The 23,214-nt window shown below is 39.3% G+C and carries 18 protein-coding genes and 1 pseudogene; 14 read left to right on the forward strand and 5 right to left on the reverse strand.

Annotated elements, in window-relative coordinates; translation table 11 throughout:
• Position 1 precedes the first annotated feature (1 nt).
• Together aroA and DPV92_RS03860 are read right to left on the reverse strand one after the other, a co-directional pair.
• A complete protein-coding gene (aroA, locus tag DPV92_RS03855) occupies positions 2-1,309 on the reverse strand; it encodes a 3-phosphoshikimate 1-carboxyvinyltransferase (protein WP_111353763.1) in 1,308 nt (435 codons plus the stop codon).
• Between the two features lie 123 nt (positions 1,310-1,432).
• Entirely contained in the window at positions 1,433-2,203 is a 771-nt protein-coding gene (locus tag DPV92_RS03860; RefSeq protein WP_111353764.1) for a Nif3-like dinuclear metal center hexameric protein, read from the reverse strand.
• Between the two features lie 251 nt (positions 2,204-2,454).
• Between DPV92_RS03860 and DPV92_RS03865 the strand changes: the two are divergent.
• Positions 2,455-3,072, forward strand: a pseudogene (locus DPV92_RS03865) (PTS transporter subunit EIIC); the annotation flags it as partial.
• Positions 3,073-3,098: 26 nt separating this feature from the next.
• On the opposite strand, the gene DPV92_RS03870 reads toward DPV92_RS03865, so the two are convergent.
• Together DPV92_RS03870 and DPV92_RS03875 are read right to left on the reverse strand one after the other, a co-directional pair.
• Positions 3,099-4,811 carry a DUF3413 domain-containing protein gene (locus tag DPV92_RS03870; RefSeq protein ID WP_111353765.1) on the reverse strand — a complete coding sequence of 571 codons (1,713 nt, stop codon included), beginning with the start codon at positions 4,809-4,811 and terminating at the stop codon, positions 3,099-3,101.
• 3 nt (positions 4,812-4,814) lie between these two features.
• Positions 4,815-5,036 (reverse strand): YejL family protein, encoded by a 222-nt coding sequence (locus tag DPV92_RS03875; RefSeq protein ID WP_005708797.1) that lies wholly within the window; start codon positions 5,034-5,036, stop codon positions 4,815-4,817.
• Positions 5,037-5,151: 115 nt separating this feature from the next.
• Between DPV92_RS03875 and DPV92_RS03880 the strand changes: the two genes are divergently transcribed.
• The 6 genes from DPV92_RS03880 (at position 5,152) to DPV92_RS03905 (ending at position 14,586) form a co-directional block, all read left to right on the forward strand.
• Complete coding sequence (locus DPV92_RS03880) at positions 5,152-5,793, forward strand: TetR/AcrR family transcriptional regulator (RefSeq protein WP_225791955.1); 642 nt, start codon at positions 5,152-5,154, stop codon at positions 5,791-5,793.
• A 36-nt stretch (positions 5,794-5,829) separates the two neighbouring features.
• A complete protein-coding gene (locus DPV92_RS03885) occupies positions 5,830-7,035 on the forward strand; it encodes an efflux RND transporter periplasmic adaptor subunit (RefSeq protein WP_111353767.1) in 1,206 nt (401 codons plus the stop codon).
• 12 nt (positions 7,036-7,047) lie between these two features.
• On the forward strand, positions 7,048-10,173 hold the full coding sequence (locus DPV92_RS03890; protein WP_111353768.1) for an efflux RND transporter permease subunit: 3,126 nt from the start codon (positions 7,048-7,050) through the stop codon (positions 10,171-10,173).
• 129 nt (positions 10,174-10,302) lie between these two features.
• Positions 10,303-11,670 carry a bifunctional UDP-N-acetylglucosamine diphosphorylase/glucosamine-1-phosphate N-acetyltransferase GlmU gene (glmU, locus tag DPV92_RS03895; protein WP_111353769.1) on the forward strand — a complete coding sequence of 456 codons (1,368 nt, stop codon included), beginning with the start codon at positions 10,303-10,305 and terminating at the stop codon, positions 11,668-11,670.
• Positions 11,671-11,731: 61 nt separating this feature from the next.
• Positions 11,732-12,520: an enoyl-ACP reductase FabI gene (fabI, locus tag DPV92_RS03900; RefSeq protein WP_111353770.1), complete on the forward strand. Its 789-nt coding sequence runs from the start codon at positions 11,732-11,734 to the stop codon at positions 12,518-12,520.
• 74 nt (positions 12,521-12,594) lie between these two features.
• On the forward strand, positions 12,595-14,586 hold the full coding sequence (locus tag DPV92_RS03905) for an exoribonuclease II (RefSeq protein WP_111353771.1): 1,992 nt from the start codon (positions 12,595-12,597) through the stop codon (positions 14,584-14,586).
• Positions 14,587-14,634: 48 nt separating this feature from the next.
• Here DPV92_RS03905 and DPV92_RS03910 read toward each other — a convergent pair whose 3' ends face one another.
• The gene (locus DPV92_RS03910; protein WP_111353772.1) at positions 14,635-15,378 is read right to left on the reverse strand and encodes a YdcF family protein; all 744 of its coding nucleotides are present in this window, start codon (positions 15,376-15,378) and stop codon (positions 14,635-14,637) included.
• A gap of 141 nt (positions 15,379-15,519) precedes the next feature.
• On the opposite strand from DPV92_RS03910, the gene DPV92_RS03915 reads away from it, so the two are divergent.
• The 7 genes from DPV92_RS03915 to DPV92_RS03945 all read left to right on the forward strand — a co-directional run bounded on the left by DPV92_RS03915 (position 15,520) and on the right by DPV92_RS03945 (position 23,211).
• Positions 15,520-16,491 carry a polysaccharide pyruvyl transferase family protein gene (locus DPV92_RS03915; RefSeq protein WP_111353773.1) on the forward strand — a complete coding sequence of 324 codons (972 nt, stop codon included), beginning with the start codon at positions 15,520-15,522 and terminating at the stop codon, positions 16,489-16,491.
• Positions 16,475-17,671, forward strand: coding sequence for a lipopolysaccharide biosynthesis protein (locus DPV92_RS03920; protein ID WP_192574173.1), 1,197 nt, complete (start codon positions 16,475-16,477; stop codon positions 17,669-17,671). Before DPV92_RS03915 ends, DPV92_RS03920 begins: the two co-directional genes overlap by 17 nt.
• A gap of 1 nt (position 17,672) precedes the next feature.
• Positions 17,673-18,443, forward strand: a complete 771-nt coding sequence (locus DPV92_RS03925) for a glycosyltransferase family 25 protein (RefSeq protein ID WP_111353775.1) — start codon at positions 17,673-17,675, stop codon at positions 18,441-18,443.
• A complete protein-coding gene (locus tag DPV92_RS03930; RefSeq protein WP_111353776.1) occupies positions 18,443-19,645 on the forward strand; it encodes a hypothetical protein in 1,203 nt (400 codons plus the stop codon). The genes DPV92_RS03925 and DPV92_RS03930 overlap by 1 nt, the downstream gene beginning before the upstream one ends.
• Positions 19,638-20,519 (forward strand): glycosyltransferase family 2 protein, encoded by an 882-nt coding sequence (locus tag DPV92_RS03935; protein WP_005708900.1) that lies wholly within the window; start codon positions 19,638-19,640, stop codon positions 20,517-20,519. The genes DPV92_RS03930 and DPV92_RS03935 overlap by 8 nt, the downstream gene beginning before the upstream one ends.
• Positions 20,519-21,319 carry a glycosyltransferase family 2 protein gene (locus DPV92_RS03940; RefSeq protein ID WP_005708677.1) on the forward strand — a complete coding sequence of 267 codons (801 nt, stop codon included), beginning with the start codon at positions 20,519-20,521 and terminating at the stop codon, positions 21,317-21,319. The genes DPV92_RS03935 and DPV92_RS03940 overlap by 1 nt, the downstream gene beginning before the upstream one ends.
• Positions 21,320-21,432: 113 nt before the next feature.
• Positions 21,433-23,211, forward strand: coding sequence for an AMP-dependent synthetase/ligase (locus tag DPV92_RS03945; protein WP_111353777.1), 1,779 nt, complete (start codon positions 21,433-21,435; stop codon positions 23,209-23,211).
• The last annotated feature ends 3 nt before the right edge of the window (positions 23,212-23,214 follow it).

Here is a 23,214-nt window from a genome sequence, read left to right on the forward strand (position 1 = left end):
ATTATCTCGCTGATAACTTCTCAAATTCCGCAAAATAAGTTGGGAAGGTTTTTGCGGTGCATTTTGGATCTAAAATCGTTACAGATGTATTAGATAACGCAATGAGTGAGAAACACATCGCCATTCGATGATCGTTATAAGTAGCGATCTCAGCATGTTTGAATTTCTCTAATGCAAGCGGTTGAATTCGGATGAAATCTTCTCCCTCTTCCACTTCAGCCCCCACTTTGCGAAGTTCTGTTGCCATAGCATTTAAACGGTCGGTCTCTTTTACACGCCAGTTATAGATATTGCGAATAACAGTTTCGCCTTGTGCAAAGAGAGCCGTAGTCGCAATCGTCATTGCTGCATCAGGAATATGGTTCATATCCATATCAATCCCGTGCAAATCGCCCTGTTCGGCTTGAATAAAATCGTCGCCCCACGTGATTTTTGTGCCCATTTTCTCTAAAACATCAGCAAACAAGCGGTCGCCTTGGATAGAATTTTTACCAATGCCGGTCACTTTCACATTGCCTTTAATTGCCCCAGCCGCTAAGAAATAAGAAGCAGACGAAGCATCGCCTTCTACTAAATATTTATTGGGCGAAATATAACGCTGATTGCCTTTAACGAAGAAAGTTTGGTAGTTTTGGTTTTTAACAGTTACGCCAAAATCTTTCATCATCGCAAGCGTGATGTCGATGTAAGGTTTTGAAACCAGATCACCAATAATCTCAATCTCCATATCGTCTTCTGCAAGCGGCGCTGCCATCAATAATGCCGTTAAGAATTGGCTAGAAATTGAGCCGTCAATTTTCACTTTACTGCCTTGCAAGCCTTTATTACGGATCGCAATAGGTGGATAGCCGATATTTTCTAAATAGCGCACATCAGCCCCAACCTGTTGTAGCGCATCAACCAAGTGCAAAATTGGGCGTTCTTTCATTCTTGGTTCGCCTGTTAAGATCACTTCAGCTTCCTGTTTGCCTTTTAAGCAGAGAGCCGCTGTTAATGGACGCATCGCTGTGCCCGCATTACCTAAAAAGAGCGATAAGCCATTTTGCCAATCAAATGCACCACCAACGCCTTCAATAGTGCAAACGGTTTTATCTTCTGAAAGTTGATACTTTACGCCCAATGCTTTGATGGCGTTTAGCATATGGCGGATATCATCGCTATCAAGCAAGTTGGCCACGATCGTGGTGCCCTGAGCTAATGCAGCAAGTAGCAAAGCACGGTTTGAAAGGCTTTTTGAACCAGGTAAGTTGATTTCGCCCTCAACGCGAGCGATAGGTTGGAGTGTGATTTGTTCGAGTTGTTTTGTCATAAAGATCTAGTGATTAAATGTTGTGTTTGTATACATATCTCTTTCTGGCTACATATTCTGAACGAATCCGTAGCCTGTCTCTCTCCCACCAGGGAAGAGAGTGAGTAAAAAGTAAGACTAAATTTATGCTGGGTTATCAATATCCACAAAAGTGACATCCAGTTGATACTCTTTAGCAAGCCACTCACCGAGGGCTTTCACGCCATCGCGTTCGGTAGCATGGTGTCCTGCTGCAAAGAAATAGATCCCTTGCTCGCGGGCTGAATGTGTGGTTTGTTCAGAAATTTCGCCTGTAATAAAGGCATCAATGCCTTTAGCTGCGGCTAAATCAATATAACCTTGTCCGCCACCTGTGCAGATTGCCACGGTTTTGATCAGTTTATGCGGGTAATCCGCAATAAACTCATCGCATACCGTTGGTTTACGGTTTAATGCTCTCTCAATTCGAGCAGCCATCTCTTTGGCAGAAATCGGCGTTTCCAGCTCGCCATAAACAGGGATTGAATTTGGCTTATCTTCCAAACCGACCAGATTATGCACGCCTAAATAGTTCGCAAGTTGGGCATTATTACCCAATTGAGGATGAATATCGAGAGGTAAATGGTAACCGAAAAGGTTGATGTCGTGGATTAAAAGCTGCTTGATGCGTTTACCTTTCATACCACGAATACAAGGTGTTTCATTTTTCCAAAAGTAGCCGTGATGAACCAAAATCGCATCGGCATTGAGCTCAATGGCCTTTTCAATCAGCGGAAATGTTGCAGTAACGCCTGTGACGATTTTTTGTATATGTTTACGCCCTTCGACTTGTAAACCGTTAGGCGCATAGTCTGCAATTTGTTTAGCGTTTAGTTTGGTATCTAAGATTTGTTCAAGTTCGAGATTGGTTAGCATGGGAATCCTTTATCTTTTATTTTATATAGCGTGTTTTATTTTATGCATATTAAAATGGAAGAATTATAACATAGCTTCAAATTAGAAGGATGAAAATTGCCCTTTTTAGCTATATGAAATAGTGGGGGAAAGTCTACTGCTTGTTGTTCAAGGTCTGAGCTTGATCACATTTCTTCGTCTTCACTTGAAGTAAGATTTTGTTAGATTTTTAATTTTGTAAGAAAAATAAACATACAAGCTAGGAAGCAAATATGTTTAAACAACTTCAACAAGTCGGTAAGGCATTTATGTTGCCAATTGCCATTCTTCCTACCGCAGGCTTATTGCTCGGTATTGGCGGGGCATTATAGAACAAAGCGACGGTGCAAGTGTATCCGATTTTGGATAATTCATTGTTGCAAGGCATTTTACAAATTATGTTTAGCTTTATTGCTATGCATCGGTTTGGGAATCGGCTTAGCCAAACGTGATAAAGGCATAGCAGCCTTGGCAACTGTAGTTGGTTCTCTGATTATGACAGGAACAATTGCCGCTCTTATTCCGCTCTTCTCGCCTGAAACGAAAAGCATTGATACAGGGGTAATTGGGGCGCGCGTGATAGGCTTGATTACCATTAAGCTTCACAACAAATATCACAATATTCAATTACCACAAATCTTGGGTTCTTTGGTGGCTAGCGCTTTGTGCCCATAGTGACTGCCTTTTCAGCCATTTTTGTGGGGGCAATTTTCTTCCTCATTTGGTCAACATTCCAAAATTGGTTGGTCTCAGTAGGTGAACATATTGCCTCAATAGGGACAATTGACACTTTCTTCTATGGTTTCTTAATGCGTTTATGCGGAGCGGTTAGCTTACACCATATGATTTACTTTGTTATGCTTGTTTATCTTTAAGGTTATTTATTCACGAACTGATTACTCAATTTAATCATTTGCAAGAACAATGCAAGAGGTGGTTTTTCGCTTTTTATTTGCGTGCCTTCTGCGTTAAAGTTCTCAACTTGTCCACGACGATCTAGATGGAATTGTTCGCCGTCTGGCATAATCGCAACATTCCATTGATGGTTGGACGCCAGTACCCAAAGGCGGTTATTCGGTTTAGATAAATCAATGCCTTGAGTGTAATCATTTGCAGGATTAAGTACGCCAAAGAACTGGCTAAAGAGCGTTGGCATAATATCTAAATGGCTAGAGAGTTGGTTATAGAGCCGTCCTTCGCCTTGCCAATAGAACATTAGTGGCACTTTTAATCGTGCTGCAGAGAAACTGTTTTTCATTTTCTCGGTATGAGCTAAATCTGCAGTAAGAATGATTAAAGTTCTGCCCATTAAGCCACGGTTTTCAAGCTGTTGCCAGATGCGTTCAATTTGCTGATTGAGTTGGTTTTTGCTTGTCATATTTAACTGTAAATAGCTAAAGAACGGCTTGTTTGCTCCCTGTTTTGTCAGCCATGTTTGCCACGCCTTCAGTGCTTGTTCGTTATCTTCCGTTTTGGCTAAAGGCATATTTGCAAATAACGCACGGCGATAGAGCGGTTCAGCAAAATTGTTTGCAGAGAATAAGCCGAATTGATAGCCATATTGTTTAAATGCGGTCATTAACGGCGAACTAGTTTTTTCGTTCAATACCGCATCAATATATTTTCCGCTTAGTCCGTAGAAAATGCCCAGCGTGCTTTCCATTGGCGTATCGCCACTCGCATAGTGGTGCATAAAGCGGTAGGATTTTCCCGCTATGTTGCGAACAAATGGCATCTGCTCGCCATCAATCGCTTGATTGGTTAAGCCTGAGACGTTAATCAACAACACATTTACTTCAGGCGTTTTGGTCATTTGAAGCATCTGTTTCGGATAGTCCAAGTAGAAAGTATCTAAACGCCCTGTTTGCTCAATGGTTTGCTCCATTTTTTCCATATCGACTAAGCCGTGTTTTTCTAAGAAACTACGTGCTGTCATCGGGTAGGAAAGCGGGTAATTTGCTTTTTGCGAAGTAATTGGGCGGTTGATGCTCATATCTGCCCACGCATAAATAAGATGGGTCGCGATAAAGCAACTCAAGAAAAACATCGCAACATATTTGCCCCAAGTTTGGCGGTTGAAACTACGTAATTTTTGCCAACACCAACGGGAGTAGAGCATTTCTGCAAGTAAAATTAGTGGCATTGGTACGAACAGCAATTGCCATTGGCGTGAGAGTTCGCCGTTGTCAGGATTGACTAATAAGTCCCAAACAAGCGGTGATAAATGTAGATAAAATTGTTTAAAGATTTCGGTATCAACCAAGAGCAACGTTTGTCCAATGGTAGCAAAAATGACCGAAAAGCCACGGAAACCGCGTTCGTTGCGGATTAAAAAACTAAGTGGGAAAAGGCAGAGTAGATAAAAGGCAAAAACAACGAAGCTGAAATGACCAAAAAGGCTGATGAAAAAATAGAGTTTACCGACCAACGTATTCGGCCAGTCGGCATTAAAAGCATAACGAGAGGCAATTAAAATCGCCACGACAATATTAAAAAGTGCAAACCAATGCCCCCACGTAATACGCTGCGAGGTTTGTTCGCGGTATTGGAGTGTATTGGTTGGAAATAATTGACGTAGGCGATTAAGCATAGGTTATTTTGCTTTTAAAGAGTGTTTTAACGAATTGGCAAAAGCCTCAGCAAGGCGTTCACGCTGTTGTTCATCTTGCACACGGTTTTGGATAATGTTAGTAACCATATTGCCAAGCACCATAAGTGATAAATCAGCAGGTGCTTTGTGTTGTTCTAATACGATAAATAAATCTTGTAATAAGGTATCGAATTGATTGTTTTGATATTTAGATTTTACAGCCATGTTGATTTTCTTGAGTGAATAATTGGGCAAATACTAGCATATTTTTAGCAAAATAGAGAGAAATAAGCGGTCGAAAATGGATTTTTCTTTGCAAAAAGAGGTGGAAATCTATAAAATGAACAACTGTTCATTTTGGAAAATGGAGAGTGAAATGCAGAAAACGGAAATACAAAAAAACGAAGTGCAAAGTTCATCAAAAGATGAGATGGCTCGCCAAATTCTTTCCGTAACTGAAATACTCATCGCAGAGATTGGCATTCAAAACCTTTCTATGCGAAAAATTGCAACCAGAGCGAACCTAGCCTTAGGGACACTCTATTTGTATTTTAAGACCAAAGACGATTTATTAAATAAGCTGGCTTACGATTTATGTGACCGTTTTACGCATTATGTGCAAGATGGCTATGATGAAACTGACACGCTGTTTAATCGTTACCGCAAGATGTTTGAAAATAAGTTGGCATTTTTGCGAGATAACCCAACGCTCGCAACGAATTTATCGCAATATCAAGCGATGCTCGGTTTTAACGAGATTATTGAGCGACTGATTCACGATGATGATTTTATCTGGAATAAATTTGTGCGAGATGGGCAGGAGCAGGGCATCATCGCTCAAATGCCTGCGGAATTATTATACGTTTTGGGCATTGGTATTGTGGTGGAAATTGCTTATTTACAGCAATTGACACAAAAAGAGTATTCGAAGGAGACAATAGAACAAATGCTATTGTGTTCTTGGAAAGCAATTACGGTGTAAATTGTTTATTTTTTATTTAAATATATTGGAGAAAACATGACAACAGAAAACCAAAAGCCTTCTCGTGGCAGAAAGTTTCTTATTGTAGTAACGCTATTGGTTGTGCTTGTTGCTTTTGCGGGCGTGGCGGGAATGCAACGTTTTATCGCAGGCAAGAAAGCGGAAGCTGCAGCGAATATGCCTGAAACGGTGAGTGAAATTACCGCAATGCAGGTACAACCTCGTGAATGGACGCCTTATCTTTCAGCGGTAGGTTATATCCGCCCGAACCAAGGGGCGATGTTAAGTGCTGAGGCTTCTGGTACGGTGAAAAGTGTGAACGTGAAATCAGGTCAACATGTCAATAAAGGTGATTTATTGGTGGAGCTTGATGATGCTGTTGAAGTGGCGACTTTGAAAGCGTCTCAAGCACAATTACCAAACGCAAAACTTACGTTAGATCGTTATCGTAACTTGGTGGCATCTAACAGTGCTTCAAAAGCAGAATTAGACAGTGCTCAAGCAACCTATAATCAATTAGTAGCAAATATTGAGTCATTAAAAGCTTCAATTGCACGCCGTAAAATTTATGCTCCATTTAGCGGTTTTGCAGGTATCGTAAATGTGAACGTAGGTCAATACATCACAACCGGTACAGAAATCGTGCGTGTTGAAGATCAAAGTTCAATGAAAGTGCGTTTTACGCTTCCTCAAACCGATGTTGAGAATATTTTTGTGGGGCAAAAAGTGACTGCAGAAGTGGATGCGTTGGTGGGGCAAACCTTCCCAGCGGAAATTGTAGCAATCGATCCTGCAGTTGATCGCAATACAGGTTTAATTAACGTAGAAGCAGTGATTACTGAAGGTGGCAACAAATTGCTTTCAGGTATGTTTGTGCGTTTAAATGTGGCATTGCCAACTGAAAAAGCACAAATCGTGGTGCCACAAATTGCGGTTACTTATACGATGTATGGCGAAACCGTTTATGTGCTTGAGCAACTTTCAGATGAAGATAAAGCACTTGTAAGCAAAATGGCAGAGCAAAATCCGAAATTAGATGCAAATAAAATGTATCGTGCAAAACAAGTGGAAGTAAGAACGAAAGACCGTAACGGTATCTACGCACAATTAGCGAAAGGCGTGAAAGCGGGTGATGTCATCGTAACGGGCGGTTTCCAGCGTTTAAATAACCATTCGCTTATCATTGTTTCTGATCAAGAAGCTGTTGGTGTAACCGTACCTGCGAAAAGTAGTAAACTTTAATTGAGGTAATCAATGAAATTTACCGATCTATTTATTAAACGCCCTGTACTTGCGGTGTGTATTAGCTTGCTGATTACGATTCTTGGCTTGCAATCCATCAATAAGTTACAGGTGCGAGAATACCCAGAGATGACCATCTCAACCGTAACTGTGAGTGTGAACTACTCAGGTGCAGATGCAAGTTTGATGCAGGCACTCGTAACTTCCCAAATTGAAGAAGCGGTTGCACAGGCGGATAACATCGACTATGTGACTTCTTCAAGTGGACCAAGTACTTCAACTACTACGATCAAGATGAAATTGAACACCAACCCACAATTGGCGTTGGCGGATATTTCTTCGAAAGTAAGTGCGATTCGTTCTAATCTTCCAAGCGGGATTGATGATCCATCAATCAGCGTTTCATCAGGTTCGAACGATGCGTTGATGTATATCCGATTTGTCTCTGATGAGTTAAATACAGCCCAAATTACCGACTATATTAACCGAGTGGTTAAACCACAATTCTTTACGGTAAATGGGGTATCAAGTGTTGATATTTTCGGTGCGACGACTTTTGGTTTACGCATTTGGTTAGATCCTGACAAAATGGCGGGAAATAATCTCTCTGGAGCACAAGTGTTAGCTGCTTTAACAGCAAACAACTTAAACACTGCCGCAGGTAATGCGAATGGCTACTACACAGTTTACAAAAACAAAGTAGAATCAAGTACGCCATCTGTTTCAGAACTTGAGAACGTAACGATTTCAACCACATCAGACGGTAAAACCATCAAGTTAAAAGATATTGCAACGGTTGAACTCGACAAATACCAAGATGCTTCTCGTACGGTGGCTGATGGTAAAGAAGCGGTCGTTTTAGGTGTTTCTGCTGCAACTACAGCAAATTCCATCACCGTGGCTAAAGATATTTATCCTGTATTTGCACAAATGCAGAAAAATTTACCAGAAACAATTAACGGTCAGATTTTATACGACAAAACGATTGCCATTAATAGCTCTATCAATGAAGTTTATAAAACAATTATTGAAGCAACGGTAATTGTATTAGTAGTAATTATCCTATTCTTAGGATCATTGCGTGCAATGATTGTGCCAATTATCACGATTCCAATTTCGCTTATCGGGGTATTATTCTTCCTACAAATGTTTGGCTTCTCGATCAACCTTTTAACCTTATTGGCGTTAATTCTTGCGATCGGCTTGGTGGTGGACGATGCGATCGTCGTACTTGAGAACGTAGAACGTCACGTAAAAGAAGGCAAGTCACCGTTTGATGCGGCGATTATTGGTACGCGTGAAATTGCAATCCCGGTTATCTCAATGACTATCACACTCGGGGCGGTATATTCCCCAATGGCATTGATGGAAGGGGTAACAGGTTCACTTTTCAAAGAGTTTGCCTTAACTCTTGCGGGTGCGGTATTCATTTCAGGGATTGCAGCATTAACGCTTTCGCCAATGATGTCGAGCCGTGTGTTAAAAGAACACAACGAAGAACACGAAAGCCGTTTTGCAAAGTGTATCAACGGTATGTTGGATAAAATGACCTCGTGCTATACCAATATGTTACGTGGAGTTATGGCGGTGCGTTGGGCTATCGTGGTGTTTGCGGTAGTGATTTTTGGTACTTTACCAACCCTTTTAGGCTCACTTTCAAGTGAAGTGGCTCCAACCGAAGACCGAGGCTTTGTCGTAGGTATCGGTAGTGGCCCATCAAATACCAACTTAGATTACACCCAAGCAGCAACAGAGAAGTTCAACAAAGAAGTTGCTGAAATTCCAGAAGTCTCTGCAATGATGACGATTTCAGGCTTTAATGGTTCGAACAGTGCACTCTCTATCATCTCATTAAAAGATTGGAGTGAGCGTACTCGTGAACGAGCAGAAATTTCAAAAGATGTAGCCACGATTGCAAAAAATATTGTTCCAATGGACATCAATGCTATCGCCTTCCCTGAAATTTCCACAGGTGAAAGTGGTTTACCGTTCTCATTGGTCATTACTACAGCAGATAACTACACTAAGTTAGCCGATGTGGCGGGTGAATTCCTGAAAAAATCACAATCATCGGGTCAATTCTTCTTTGCAAACTTAGACTTGAAATTTGACACGGTGACGATGAAATGGAAGTTTGATCGTGAAAAAATGGGCGTTTACGGTATCACGATGCAACAGGTGAGTAACACTCTTGGGGCTTATCTCTCTGGTGCGATTATTACCCGTGTAGATATTGATTCCCGTGCGTATCCGATCGTATCACAAGCGGTTCGAAAAGATCGTTTAAATCCAGAAGATTTAACGAAATATTACGTGACAGCTGCAAACGGCGAAGCTGTACCATTAAGCTCAATCGTAAGCTTAGAGCTGACCACAGAACCATCTTCATTACCACGTATGAGCCAGCTAAACTCAGCAACGATTGGTGGTGTTGTGTCAGGCTCAATTGGTGATGCAGTAAACTGGGCAAAAGCGGAATTAGATCGCACGCTTCCACAAGGTTATCAATACGATTTTAAATCAGAAGCACGCCAATATGTACAAGAAGGTAACGCAATGGTGATGACCTTTGGCTTAGCGGTAATTATTATCTACCTTGTACTTGCGATTCAGTTCGAATCTTGGCGTGATCCAATGGTAATCTTGGTATCTGTACCGTTAGCCGTGAGTGGTGCGTTATTAGTGCTTAATGTATTAGGTATCGCCAAAGTGGCAGGGGCAACCTTGAATATTTACTCTCAGGTGGGTTTGGTAACTTTAGTTGGCTTAATCACCAAACACGGGATCTTAATGTGTGAAGTAGCGAAAGAAGAGCAGTTAAACAACGGTTTATCTCGTTTTGAGGCAATTGTTCACGCCGCAACTATTCGTTTACGTCCGATTATGATGACGACAGCTGCGATGGTGGCAGGTTTAATCCCGTTATTGTTAGCTTCTGGTGCAGGTGCAATTGCACGTTTCAGTATTGGTATTGTGATCGTGGCAGGCTTGAGTATCGGCACGCTCTTTACCTTATTCGTATTGCCTGTGATCTATACCTTCTTAGGTCAAGAACACAAACCTTTACGCGAATTTGATGAAGAAAAATATGAGACACAAGCGGTCGAAAAAATCGAAAATCATGTAAATGAAGCATAATTGTTAAATTTGTATTAGTTTCACAAGCGGTCAATCTTTTGCAAAATTTTGCAGGAAATTGCCCGCTTTTTGTTTTCATTTATTTTTCTGATAAAATACGCCTAATTTTTCTTTTAAAAGGACATTTCTATGACACAACCATTAAGCGTGGTGATTTTAGCCGCGGGCAAAGGCACGCGTATGTATTCTGATTTACCGAAAGTCTTGCACCCAATTGCAGGCAAACCGATGGTAAAACATGTGATCGATACAGTAAAACAGCTTGATGCTCGTCAAATCAACTTAATTTACGGTCACGGCGCAGATTTATTAAAAGATTGTTTAGTTTCTGAGCCTGTAAACTGGGTTTTCCAAGCTGAACAGCTTGGCACAGGACACGCAATGCAACAAGCTACGCCTTTTTTTGCTGATGATGAAAATGTGTTAATGCTTTATGGAGATGCACCGTTAATCCAAAAAGAAACATTAGAACGCTTAATTGCGGCAAAACCTGAAAATGGGATCGCACTTTTAACGGTGAAATTAGATAACCCAACGGGATACGGGCGTATTATTCGTGAAAATGGTTCTGTGGTTGCGATTGTGGAGCAAAAAGATGCCGACGAAGAGCAGCTGAAAATCCAAGAAGTGAATACAGGTGTGATGGTGGCAAGCGGTGCGAGCTTCAAAAAATGGTTGGGTAATTTAAATAATAACAACGCACAAGGCGAGTATTACATTACCGATGTAATCGCAATGGCAAATGCAGAGGGCTTCCAAGTGCAGGCTGTTCAAGCTACAGAATATATGGAAGTAGAAGGTGCAAATAATCGTTTGCAACTAGCTGCATTAGAGCGTTTTTATCAGAAAAAACAAGCTGAAAAATTGATGCTTGCAGGTGTGACTTTACTTGATCCAACCCGTTTCGATATTCGCGGAACAATTGAACACGGTAAAGATGTGACTATTGATGTGAACGTGATTTTAGAAGGCTCGGTAAAACTGGGTAACAACGTGAAAATCGGTGCAGGTTGTGTGCTGAAAAACGTAGTAATTGGCGATAACGTCGAAATCAAACCTTATTCTGTGTTGGAAGATTCTGTGGTGGGTGCGAAATCAGCGATTGGTCCGTTCTCTCGTTTGCGTCCAGGTGCGGAATTAGCAGAAGAAACGCACGTCGGTAACTTCGTTGAAATTAAAAAATCAATGATCGGTAAAGGTTCGAAAGTAAACCACTTAACCTATGTGGGCGATGCAGAAGTGGGTAGCAATGTGAATGTCGGTGCAGGCGTGATTACTTGTAACTACGATGGAGCAAACAAATTCAAAACCATCATCGGCGACGATGTATTCGTTGGTTCAGACAGCCAATTAGTTGCTCCTGTTGAAATTGCCAAGGGTGCAACCATTGGTGCAGGAGCGACCATTACCAAAAATGTGGGCGAAAATGAATTAGTGATTACCCGTGTGGCACAAAAACATATTCAAGGTTGGAAACGTCCGACCAAGCAGAAATAATCCCCCAAGCGGTCGAATTTTCGGTATAATTTACAAAATTTTTCAAGAGGATAACTAAATTATGGGTTTCTTAACAGGTAAACGTATTTTAATCACAGGTTTAGCAAGCAATCGTTCAATCGCATACGGTATTGCACAAGCGATGCACCGTGAAGGGGCAGAACTTGCATTCACTTATTTAAACGATAAATTAAAAGGTCGTGTAGAAGAGTTTGCAAAAGAGTTCGGTTCAGACATCGTATTACCAATGGATGTTGCCGAAGATCAAAACATTACAGATTGTTTTGCACAATTAAGCCAACGTTGGGAAAAATTTGATGGTTTCGTTCACTCAATCGGTTTTGCACCAGCGGACCAATTAGATGGCGACTATGTGGCAGCGGCAACCCGTGAAGGTTTCCGCATTGCACACGATATCAGTGCATACAGTTTTGTGGCAATGGCTCAAGCAGCTCGTCCATTCTTAAACCCAAATTCAGCACTTTTAACTCTTTCATACTTAGGTGCTGAGCGTGCAATTCCTAACTACAACGTAATGTGTTTAGCAAAAGCGTCATTAGAAGCAAGTACTCGTGTAATGGCGGCAGATTTAGGTAAAGAAGGCATTCGTGTGAATGCGATTTCTGCAGGTCCAATCCGTACCTTAGCTGCTTCTGGTATTAAAGATTTCAAAAAAATGCTATCGAATTTCGAGAAAACAGCACCTTTACGCCGTACCGTAACCATTGAAGATGTGGGTAACTCTGCAGCGTTCTTATGCTCAGACTTAGCTGGTGGTATCACTGGTGAAGTGGTGCACGTAGATGCTGGTTTCAGTATCGTGGCAATGGGTGATATTAGTGCGGAATAATTGCCTAAGTTGAACTAAAATTAACCATTTTTGCCCGCCCTTGTACAGGGTGGGCTTTTTATTAAGAGAGAATTATGTTTTCAAATAACCCACTTTTGGCTCAATTAAAACAGCAAATGGAAGCTAATAAAGAATATGTGGAAGGACGCGTTAAAGCAACCGATAAATCTTATGGCTTTTTAGAATGCGAAAAAGAGAGCTTTTTTATTCCGCCTACGGAAATGAAAAAAGTGATGCACGGTGATACCGTAAAAGCGGTGGTAAAACGTGAAGGTGATAAGGCTTCAGTAGAAATTGATAGCTTAATTGAACCGATGTTAGAGCGCTTTATCGCTCAAGTTCGCTATAACCGTGATGGCAAGTTACAACTTGTGGTAGATCATCCAAGCATTAAAAATAATATTCCTGCGAATACGCATAAAAATGTTAAAGAAAAATTAGCAGAAGGCGATTGGGTCGTGGCACAATTGAAAACGCATCCATTGCGTGATGATCGCTTTTTCTTTGCCCAAGTGACACAATTTATTTGTGCTGAGAGTGATAACTTTGCCCCTTGGTGGGTAACGCTTGCTCGCCACGAACAACCGCGAGAGCCTGTGGCAACCGAGAAAAGTTATAGCTTAAACGATGAACTAACACGCCAAGATTTAACCGACCTTTATTTCACCACCATCGACAGCGAAAGCACGCAAGATATGGATGATGCTTTATTCATTCAGCCAATTGAAGAAAATGGCACGCAAACTGGCTGGCGTTTGGCGGTGGCGATTGCTGATCCGACAGCCTATATTCCAGAAGATTCAGCGATTGAAAAAGCTGCACGTCAACGTTGTTTTACCAACTATTTGCCAGGCTTTAACATCCCAATGTTACCACGTGAGTTATCGGACGATCTTTGCTCGTTAGTGCCAAATGCAAAACGCTCTGCATTGGTGAGTTATATTGAAACGGATTTGGCAGGCAACATCAGTAAAGAAGTGGAATTTGTTTCTGCATGGGTGGAGAGCAAAGCTAAATTAGTTTACGACCACGTTTCAGACTATCTAGAAGGCGTAGAAAATGCGTGGCAGCCTGAAAATGAACAAGTCAAACAGCAAATCGACTGGTTGCATCAATTCACGCAAGCCCGTATCAACTGGCGTAAAGAAAATGCCTTGATGTTCAATGAACAAGGCGATTATTCATTCGAATTGAATGAAGATGGCTCGGTGCGAGAAATTCATTTGGAGTTCCGCCGAATTGCAAACCAAATCATTGAAGAATCGATGATTATCGCGAACATCTGTGCAGCACAATTCTTAGCAAATCATGCTAAAACGGGGGTATTCAACACCCACGCAGGTTTCGACCCGAAAAATATGGAAGCCGTTAAAACCTTCTTGTTAAAGACTTTAACCGATGAAACCACAGAAGAAGATCAGCTTGCTGAGCTTAATGCTCGTTATTCTGCAGAAAAATTGGCAACATTAGAAGGCTATTGTGCAATGCAACGTGATGTGCGTGAGTTCCCTGAAAACTTCTTGGAGCTACGTTTGCGTCGTTATCTCACTTTCGCTGAATTTAAATCTGAAGTTGCTCCGCATTTTGGCTTAGGGATTAGCCATTACGCGACTTGGACTTCGCCAATCCGTAAATATGGCGATATGGTAAACCATCGTTTAATTAAGCAAGTATTGGCAGGTAAAGAGGCAAATTGCGTTGAACAGGGTATTTTAGACCGCTTGCAAGAAGCACGTAAGCAAAACCGAATGGTAGAACGCGATATTGCAGATTGGCTTTACGCTCGCTACTTGCATCCAATGGTGGAACAAGCGGTTGAATTTGAGTGCGAACTTGCCGATGTTTCTCGTGGAGGTTTACGTGCAAGAGTGATTGAAAACGGTGCTTCTATCTTTGTCCCGTTCTCAACCCTTCATGATGAGAAAGCCGAAATGGATTTCCTCCCTGGAGAGTTAGCGATTTACATTAAAGGCGAAAAAACCTACCAAATCGGGCAGAAAGTGAAAGTAAAACTCACGGAAGTGCGTTTGGATACCCGCTCGATTGTGGGGCAGTTAGTCGGCTAGCATACAAAAACCTCGCAACTGATTGCGTTTGCGAGGTTTTTTAGAGGTTTATTTCTCTTTCCAATACCCCAACCACTCTTTAAGCAACTGCATCATATTGTCCATTGCACCCGATTGCGGGACAAAATACATAAAATTGATATATTCCCAAGGCGTTTTGCCATAGCCTACGCCAGCTGGTAGCACTTTAAAACCTTGCTGTTCATAGAGCATTTTTGCTCGTTTCATATGCCAATTTTGTGTCACTAAAATGATTTTATTGATGCCTTCTTTTTCAAGCATTTGCTTGGTATAGAGAGCATTCTCTTTGGTCGTTTTTGCCTCACTTTCTTCCCATTTGGTTGGCACATCAAAGAATTGTTGGAACTCTTTGGCAATCACTTTTGCTTCTGAATTACCATTTGGCGATCTGCCAGTGGCTAAAATCGGCAAGCCAGTTTCGTTGTGTAAAAACGCAGCATAACGCATTCGTTCAAGTTCGTTATTGGTCACAGTAATATTTCCATACAACTCTGTGCTATCGCGTAAACCACCACCAAGCACGACTATCGCTTGCGCTTGTTGGTAATCTTGCAGCGTGAGTTTATTCTCTTCAATCAAAGAATTGCTGAGCATCGTTGCCATAAAAGGCGTGCTGAAAAGATAGAGCATTGCAATGCCAAAAATAGTCAGAAAGCGGCTTATTTTCTTGTAATGCAAGCGGTTTAAAATGAGCGAAAAAATCCAAATCACCGCAATGTTAAAGGGAGGAAGGGCAATTGCGGTTAGAATTTTAGTTAGATAAAAAAACATAGACACCTCAAAAAGATTTTTGCGTATTTTGCGTGAATTATTGTTAAAATGCACCATTATTTTGAGAGTTTTTAGAACGCTTTTGCGTGAGTGTGGTCTTATCCTCGCTCATTTTTTTATTTTACTTTTTGAGAGATTACGATGAACCAAGTGCTTTTAGCATTAAAACAACAATTAAAACAGATTGAAGAAAAAATTATTGATAAAAATGATGTGCTTTATTTTGACTATCCGCTACATCAAAATGTCGGGGATCTACTGATTTATGCAGGCACAGAACAATTTTTCAAGGATTACCAAATCAATATTCGCTTACGTCGCTGTTTGCAAGCTTTTAACTTAGAGGAAGTGCGTAAATTCGTACATCCAAATACGACAATTTTATGCCACGGTGGTGGTAACTTTGGCGATCTTTATCCAAGCATTCAACAAATGCGTGAAGATTTGGTGCAAGCTTTTCCAAATAATCGTATTATTTTGTTGCCACAAACAGCACATTTTTCAAATGAAGCTGCGATGCAAAAATCAGCATCTATTTTTTCTCAGCACAAAGATTTGCATCTTTTTTCTCGTGATACAAATACTTTTGAGATGATGAAAGCATATTTTTCACCCAATGTCGCATTATCGCCTGATATGGCTCACCAGCTTTATGGCTCATTACCACAAAAAGAAAAAACTTCTGGCAATAACACGCTTTATTTCTTACGTAAAGATATTGAAAAGAGCCATATTGAGTCGGAAATTCAAGCGACATTATCTGATTTAAATAATGTTAAAGATTGGGATGATCTTTTATTACCTTCTGATATGAAATTTGAATTATGGTGTAGTCGTTTTTCTGTTTTAGCGAATAAATTTAATTTAGGTTTTGTAAAAGATAAAATTAATGATGTGTGGTATCGTCATTCAATGGATGTTATTACCCGTTGTCAAAATATCTTTTTAAACTACGATAATATTATAACAAGTCGTTTACACGGACATATTTTTGCTTGCCTTTTAGGTATCCCAAACGAAGTTTGTGATAATTCTTATGGAAAAAATTCTGGGTATTACAACCAATGGACAAAAGATATTTCTTTTGCAAAATTATATGAGCACAAATCGTAATCTAATTCATCTCATTATTGTTACCCTATTAGGTATGGGATTAACGATGGTAAGTACGTTGATACTTGCCCGATTATTATCAGTTGATGACCGCGGAGCTCATCAACTCTTTATTACATCTGTATCTTATGCGGTGACTTTTGCAACAGGCGGGGCAGGATTCTCATTTGCTCTTTCAATGCGAAATCAACAATATTGGGGATGGCGAAAATATTTTATCGCATTCCTATTATTAGCCTTAATTGCTTCTACAATCGCAACAACATTTTTTAATATAACAACATTTCATTTATTATTTGTTATCAATGTTTTATTAACAGCGATTATTACCATTACGCTAGAAAAAAGTAAAATTGATGAAAGCCTAAAAATTTATCGTGCAATCAATCTTCAGCAACCGATATTTTTAGTGCTTGTTTATGGAACGGCTTATTTATTTTGGAGTGAGCAACCTCTTGGAGTTGTTATTTATCTCTTAACTTTATATAGCATTATTCAATCTATTACTTGCTTATTTTATTTACATAAAATAGAAAGTAAATTCAAAAAGAAAGAAAATATACAACCTATAGAGCGTAAATTTTTCTTAAAAACGTGGATTAAACAGAATTTATATCAAACTTTTGGCGCAACTACTGCAAGCATTGATAAGTTTTTAATTGTTGCTCTGCTAGGTCATTATACTTTGGGACTCTATACTGTTTGTATTACATTTGATGCATTAGTTACAAAATTTATTAATATGCTGACTGATTACTATTATTCAGGCTTGTTAAATAACTTAAATAGATTAAAAACAGTATTGGCAATTATTGCTTTGATGAGTCTTGGCGCAATTATTCTTGTCCCTCTTTTAGCAGAACCCGTGATTAAGTTCTTTTTTAGTGCTAAATATATAGAGGTTGCACCAGTCCTTATTTTCTTTGTTATCAACTCTATTATTGCAGGCTTATCTTGGCTATTTTCACAAAATATGCTGATTCAAGGAAAACAAGTTCTGTTATTTATTAGCCAGATTATTTCCATTGCAGTCTTTGTGAGTTTATTCTACCTATTCAAAGGACATCAATTATATGGCGTAGCCTATGCCTTGTTGGGGGCAAGTCTTACGAGACTGATCATCTCAACTATTTATTATTTTAAATATCCTATCGAAAAGAATAAAATTCTAGGCAAATAAAATGAAAAAATATTTAATCTCATTAGAGAAAGATGTAAAAAGACGAGAACTATTTTTCTCTCAACCTGACACTTCTGATTTTGAAGTCTTTCGCGCTATCAATACAATGGCGTTAGAAGAAACAGAGTTACAGAATAGATTTAACTTTGAGCAGTTTAAGCAACGCTATCACCGCCCTGTCACTAAGGGGGAAATTGGTTGTACTTTAAGCCATTTAGCCGTTTATAAACTGATTGCAGAAGATCAAACCATCAGTACTAACGATTATGTTTTACTGTGTGAAGATGATGCTCTCTTCGCTGCAAATTTTCAGCAAAATTTAACCGCTTTATTACAGCAAAACCTACAAGCAGATATTGTTTTAGTGGGGCAATCAAAAATCCTTACCTTTAATGATGTAGAGCTAAAAATTAACTATCCAAGTACATTTAAATGCTGGCAAAAACGAATTGAAAATACAGGCTACACTTATTCTTATCCTTATAAAAATTATTTTGCAGGCACAGTAGCTTATTTAATTAAAAAATCGGCAGCATTACGTTTTCTTGCAGAGTTAGAAACGCATAAGCCATATTGGTTAGCGGACGATTTTATTCTATTTGGACAAGATTTTAATTTAGATATTTTAGTTATTCGCCCATTAATGGTTATTGAAAACCCAAATCTTACGAGTAATTTAGAAGACTTACGTGGTTCTTTAAAAAATAATCTATTTAAAAAATTACTAAAACTACCGCTTAAAAAAGTGTTAGCCATTAAGAGAAATTTATAATGAGTGCTTTAGTAAGTCTTTTTTATTTATACGATCCGTGGTTTTTACATTTTATCCGAATGGGGCTAATAACAGGCTCCATCGCACTGCTATTTTTAGCTTATAAATGGTGGAATAAAAGTCAAAAAAGTGTGGTTATTCCGCAAGATAGCCTGATTGCTTGTATCGCATTGCTAATTATTTCTGCGATTCCGCTCATTATTAACGGCACGAAAGAGATAGGCGTATTAAGTATGTATGCCAAATCGTTGTTTGTGTTTATCTTGGGGATGACGATTTATAATCTGTTCTACCAACACGAAAATGGCAAACCGCAACTTATCCGCGACCTAAAAATTGGTATTGGCGTGCAAGCATTTATTGGATTTTTTGCTTTGGTTGGCGTGCCGTTTATGATTGATTTTGCGATTAACACCAATTCCAATATGGGCGGGCATTTTGCTCGTTTTATTGGTTCAGAACAGGAATATCGGCTCTATAATTTAACCTCAGCGGCATTTTTCCCGCTTAGCGTGTTTTACGTGCTGTTGCTTCACTTTATGCTTGCTTATCACGCAAAAACTCAAGCATTAAATCCAATCTGGCTATTTTTACTTTTGTGTATCGGGCTGATTGCGGGGCGGTTATTTTTAACTTTTTCATTAGTTAGCTGCTTGCTCTACTTCCGCTGGCGTTATCTGCCTGCGTTACTCGCATTTGTCGCATTAGTGCTCTATTTGGCATATTTTCATGCAGAAAATCGCTATGTTGAACACGCACTCGAACCCGTTATTAACCTGATTAACGGCGGAGAACGACTAAGTTCTTCAACCGATACTCTTATGAACAAGCATCTTTTTATGCCAACAAATAAACAGCTCTTAATGGGTGATGGCTTATATTATCAACCGAATGGTTGGAGCTATTATGGTGGCTCTGACTCTGGTTTTATTCGCCAAGCCTTATATGGTGGCGTTGGTTATATGCTCTCTTGCTTTGCTTTCACCGCTTATTTTGTGAAAAGAGTTGCTGATAACTGGTTTAACGGTAGTTGGTTGTTTATTTTATCAACATTAGGCTTAATGACCATTTGGAACATTAAAGCAGATACTTACGCTTATCCAAGTGTAATGTTTGGCTTGCTGATGTTCCTCTCCTTATTTGGTACAAGCGGTAAAAATTTTATTATTTATTGCAAGAAAAAAGAGGAAGAAAATGTTTAGTATTATTGTCCCTTCCTATAGTCGCAACAGGGAAGTGCTTGAATTACTTGAGAGTTTAAAGGCTCAAACGGTTTATAATTTTGAAGTGATTATTGTTGATGACTGCTCCCCACAAGCTGTTGTTATTGAGCCAAACTATCCTTTTGAAGTGAAGGTTTTTCGTAACGAAACAAATCAAGGGGCAGCTGGTAGCCGTAATGTTGGTGCACAACTCGCTTCACAAGAGTGGCTCTTATTTTTAGATGACGATGACCGCTTTGCCAATAATAAATGTGAAGTGATTAGCCAATATATTGAACAATATCCACAAATAAATTTTATTTACCATTCTGCTCAATGTGAAATGGTAAATGAAAAATTCCAATATTTTACAAGCCCAATTGAACCAAATAAAATCAATTTAGATCATATTTTATTAGCTAATAAATTGGGCGGAATGCCGATGATGGGGATTAAAAAATCCTTTTTCATTGCCTTAGGGGGATTAAATTCAGAATTAAAATCATTGGAAGATTATGAATTTGTGTTAAAAGTAGCAGATAGCCCCAATTTAAAAGCAGGATTTATTAATCAACCTTTGAGTATTTGTTACTTCCATACTAAGCGTTCAAGTGTTTCAACCAATACGGAGAATACCGAAAAGGCAATTGAATATATTGAGCATAAATATGTCAAAACAGAAAAGCAAAAACAAAACTTTGCCATTAACTCACTTTATATTCTCTCTTATATTTATGCGATGAATTTATCTCGCAAGGCGGCAAGTTATTATTTTAAAATATTTAAACGTAGCCATAATATAAAGCATTTTGCTATTGCAATTATTAGCTTTATTTCGCCTAAATTAGCAATCAATATGAAAAGGTTTTTCTAATGGAATTTTCAGTATTAATGTCTCTTTATATTAAAGAGAATCCACAATATCTTAAAGAATGTTTTGAAAGTTTAAAAAATCAAACCCTACCCGCAACCGAAATAGTCGTATTATTTGATGGTGCTGTAACAGCTGAATTAGAAGCAATTGTGACCGAATATGAGGCAATTTTACCGATAAAAGCGGTGAAATTTCCTCAGAATCGTGGTTTAGGTAAAACGCTTAATGATGGCTTAAATTATTGTAGCCACGAATGGGTTTTCCGTATGGATACCGATGATATTTGCGTGCCAGAACGTTTTGAAAAACAAGTAAAATTTATTCAGCAGCATCCAAATGTCATTATGCTTGGTGGGCAAATTGCTGAATTTGGCGAAAATATCAATGACATTGTGGCTTATCGTAACGTGCCCACCACGCAGAAAGAGATTGTGCGTTTTACCCGTTTACGTTGCCCGTTCAACCATATGACTGTGGCTTATAAAAAATCGAAAGTGCTTGAATGTGGTGGTTATCAAGGTTTGCAAGAAGATTACACGCTTTGGATTAAAATGGTAGCAACAGGCTTAAATGTAGCAAATTTATCAGATATTTTAGTTTATGCTCGCGTGGGAAATGGAATGGTTGGTCGTCGTCGTGGTTGGAAACAGTTCCAATATGAATGGGAAATTTATAGGCTTAAAAACCAAGTAAAAATCCAAAATCCAATTTCAGGGCTTGCGATCTTCTTAATGCGCGCAATTCCAAGAATTTTGCCGCTGAGTTTACTTCAAGAGGTTTATAAGCTCCTAAGAAAATAATCTAATACCTTTTCTGTTTTTCAGCTTACACTTGTTCTCTTTTTCTGGATTTCTCATTTCAAATCCAGTATATTAGCGAACAATTGTTAGCTGAAATATTAAGGTATTATTAGATGTCTGCTTTAGACTTTCACTTTGTTAATCGTCTTCGTCTTCAAGCAAAAAATTTCGCAAATCGCACCGCTTTACGCTTCCAAAAACAGGGAAAATGGTGTGATATGCAATGGTCTACCTTTCAACAAGAGATCGATAATCTCTCACTTGCTTTAATTGCTCAAGGTATTGAAATTCAAGATAAAATTGGCATTTTTGCTCACAATATGCCTCGTTGGAGCATTGCCGATTTTGGGGCAATGCAAGCACGTGTTGTGACCGTGCCAATTTACGCCACTAACACACCTTCTCAAGTTGAATATATTATCAACGATGCCGATATTAAAATTCTCTTTGTGGGCGAACAAGCTCAGATGGATTGTGCGATTCAAATAGCGAACAGTTGTACACAATTAGTTAAAATTGTGGCGATGAAATCAAGCATCAATCTTCATAATCATCCGCTTGCTTGCCATTGGGAAAGCTTCATTCAAGTAGACAAAAATATGACAGAGCTTGAAGCTCGTATTGCATCAAAACGTTTAGACGATCTTTTTACGCTAATTTACACCTCTGGTACAACAGGCGATCCAAAAGGTGTGATGCTAGATTATGCGAATTTAGCCCATCAACTTCAATCACACGATCAGGCACTCAATATTACCGAGCAAGATGTCTCACTCTCATTTTTACCACTTTCGCATATTTTTGAACGTGCTTGGGTTGCCTATATTTTCCATCGTGGGGCAACTAACTGCTATTTGGAAGATACCAATCAAATCCGCCAAGCCTTAGTTGAAACCAAACCTACGGTGATGTGTGCTGTACCTCGATTCTATGAAAAAATTTATGCAGCGGTGTTAGATAAGGTTGAAAAAGCACCATTTATCCGCAGAACGCTTTTCCATTGGGCGATACAAGCGGGCGAAAAACATTATCAATCTGCAATCCCTTCTCGCTGGTTAAAATGGCAACATAAATGGGCAGACAAACTTGTGCTTTCAAAACTACGTGCCTTATTAGGTGGACAAGTACGAATGATGCCTTGTGGCGGAGCGAAATTAGAACCTACCATCGGTAAGTTTTTCCATAGCTTAGGCGTGAATGTCAAATTAGGCTATGGAATGACTGAAACCACCGCAACCGTTTCTTGCTGGGAAGATCACGGTTTCAATCCAAATTCCATTGGCAAACTGATGCCAAATGTAGAAGTGAAAATTGGCGAAAACAACGAAATTTTGGTCCGTGGCGGAATGGTAATGCGAGGCTATTATAAAAAGCCTGAAGAAACCGCTAATGCCTTTACAGCCGATGGTTTCTTAAAAACAGGTGATGCAGGCGAGATGGATGAGAATGGCAATTTGCACATTACCGACCGTATTAAAGAGTTAATGAAAACTTCAAATGGCAAATATATCGCACCACAATATATTGAAGGAAAAATTGGCAAAGATAAATTTATTGAGCAAATTGCGATTATTGCCGATGCGAAAAAATATGTTTCTGCTTTGATTGTACCGTGCTTTGATAGTCTTGAAGAGTATGCGAAGCAGTTGAATATTAAATATCAGGATAGATTAGAGCTGATTAAACACTCTGAAATTATCCAAATGTTTGAAAAACGGTTGCAGGAAGTACAAAAAGAGCTAGCAAGTTTTGAACAAGTTAAAAAATTCACACTTCTGCCTCAAGCTTTCAGTCAAGCAATGGAGGAGATCACACCAACGCTGAAATTACGTCGTAAGGTAATTATGCAGCGTTATCAAGAGCAGATTGAACAGATGTATGAGAGAGTATAAATA

The organism is Pseudohaemophilus paraphrohaemolyticus (assembly GCF_003253115.1).
GTDB classification, from domain to species: Bacteria; Pseudomonadota; Gammaproteobacteria; order Enterobacterales; family Pasteurellaceae; genus Haemophilus_A; species Haemophilus_A paraphrohaemolyticus_A.

Coding starts and splice junctions, on each gene's coding strand:
- aroA (WP_111353763.1), bottom strand. CDS start 1,309: ATGACAAAACAACTCGAACAAATCACACTCCAACCTATCGCTCGCGTT.
- DPV92_RS03860 (WP_111353764.1), bottom strand. CDS start 2,203: ATGCTAACCAATCTCGAACTTGAACAAATCTTAGATACCAAACTAAAC.
- DPV92_RS03870 (WP_111353765.1), bottom strand. CDS start 4,811: ATGCTTAATCGCCTACGTCAATTATTTCCAACCAATACACTCCAATAC.
- DPV92_RS03875 (WP_005708797.1), bottom strand. CDS start 5,036: ATGGCTGTAAAATCTAAATATCAAAACAATCAATTCGATACCTTATTA.
- DPV92_RS03880 (WP_225791955.1), top strand. CDS start 5,152: ATGAACAACTGTTCATTTTGGAAAATGGAGAGTGAAATGCAGAAAACG.
- DPV92_RS03885 (WP_111353767.1), top strand. CDS start 5,830: ATGACAACAGAAAACCAAAAGCCTTCTCGTGGCAGAAAGTTTCTTATT.
- DPV92_RS03890 (WP_111353768.1), top strand. CDS start 7,048: ATGAAATTTACCGATCTATTTATTAAACGCCCTGTACTTGCGGTGTGT.
- glmU (WP_111353769.1), top strand. CDS start 10,303: ATGACACAACCATTAAGCGTGGTGATTTTAGCCGCGGGCAAAGGCACG.
- fabI (WP_111353770.1), top strand. CDS start 11,732: ATGGGTTTCTTAACAGGTAAACGTATTTTAATCACAGGTTTAGCAAGC.
- DPV92_RS03905 (WP_111353771.1), top strand. CDS start 12,595: ATGTTTTCAAATAACCCACTTTTGGCTCAATTAAAACAGCAAATGGAA.
- DPV92_RS03910 (WP_111353772.1), bottom strand. CDS start 15,378: ATGTTTTTTTATCTAACTAAAATTCTAACCGCAATTGCCCTTCCTCCC.
- DPV92_RS03915 (WP_111353773.1), top strand. CDS start 15,520: ATGAACCAAGTGCTTTTAGCATTAAAACAACAATTAAAACAGATTGAA.
- DPV92_RS03920 (WP_192574173.1), top strand. CDS start 16,475: ATGAGCACAAATCGTAATCTAATTCATCTCATTATTGTTACCCTATTA.
- DPV92_RS03925 (WP_111353775.1), top strand. CDS start 17,673: ATGAAAAAATATTTAATCTCATTAGAGAAAGATGTAAAAAGACGAGAA.
- DPV92_RS03930 (WP_111353776.1), top strand. CDS start 18,443: ATGAGTGCTTTAGTAAGTCTTTTTTATTTATACGATCCGTGGTTTTTA.
- DPV92_RS03935 (WP_005708900.1), top strand. CDS start 19,638: ATGTTTAGTATTATTGTCCCTTCCTATAGTCGCAACAGGGAAGTGCTT.
- DPV92_RS03940 (WP_005708677.1), top strand. CDS start 20,519: ATGGAATTTTCAGTATTAATGTCTCTTTATATTAAAGAGAATCCACAA.
- DPV92_RS03945 (WP_111353777.1), top strand. CDS start 21,433: ATGTCTGCTTTAGACTTTCACTTTGTTAATCGTCTTCGTCTTCAAGCA.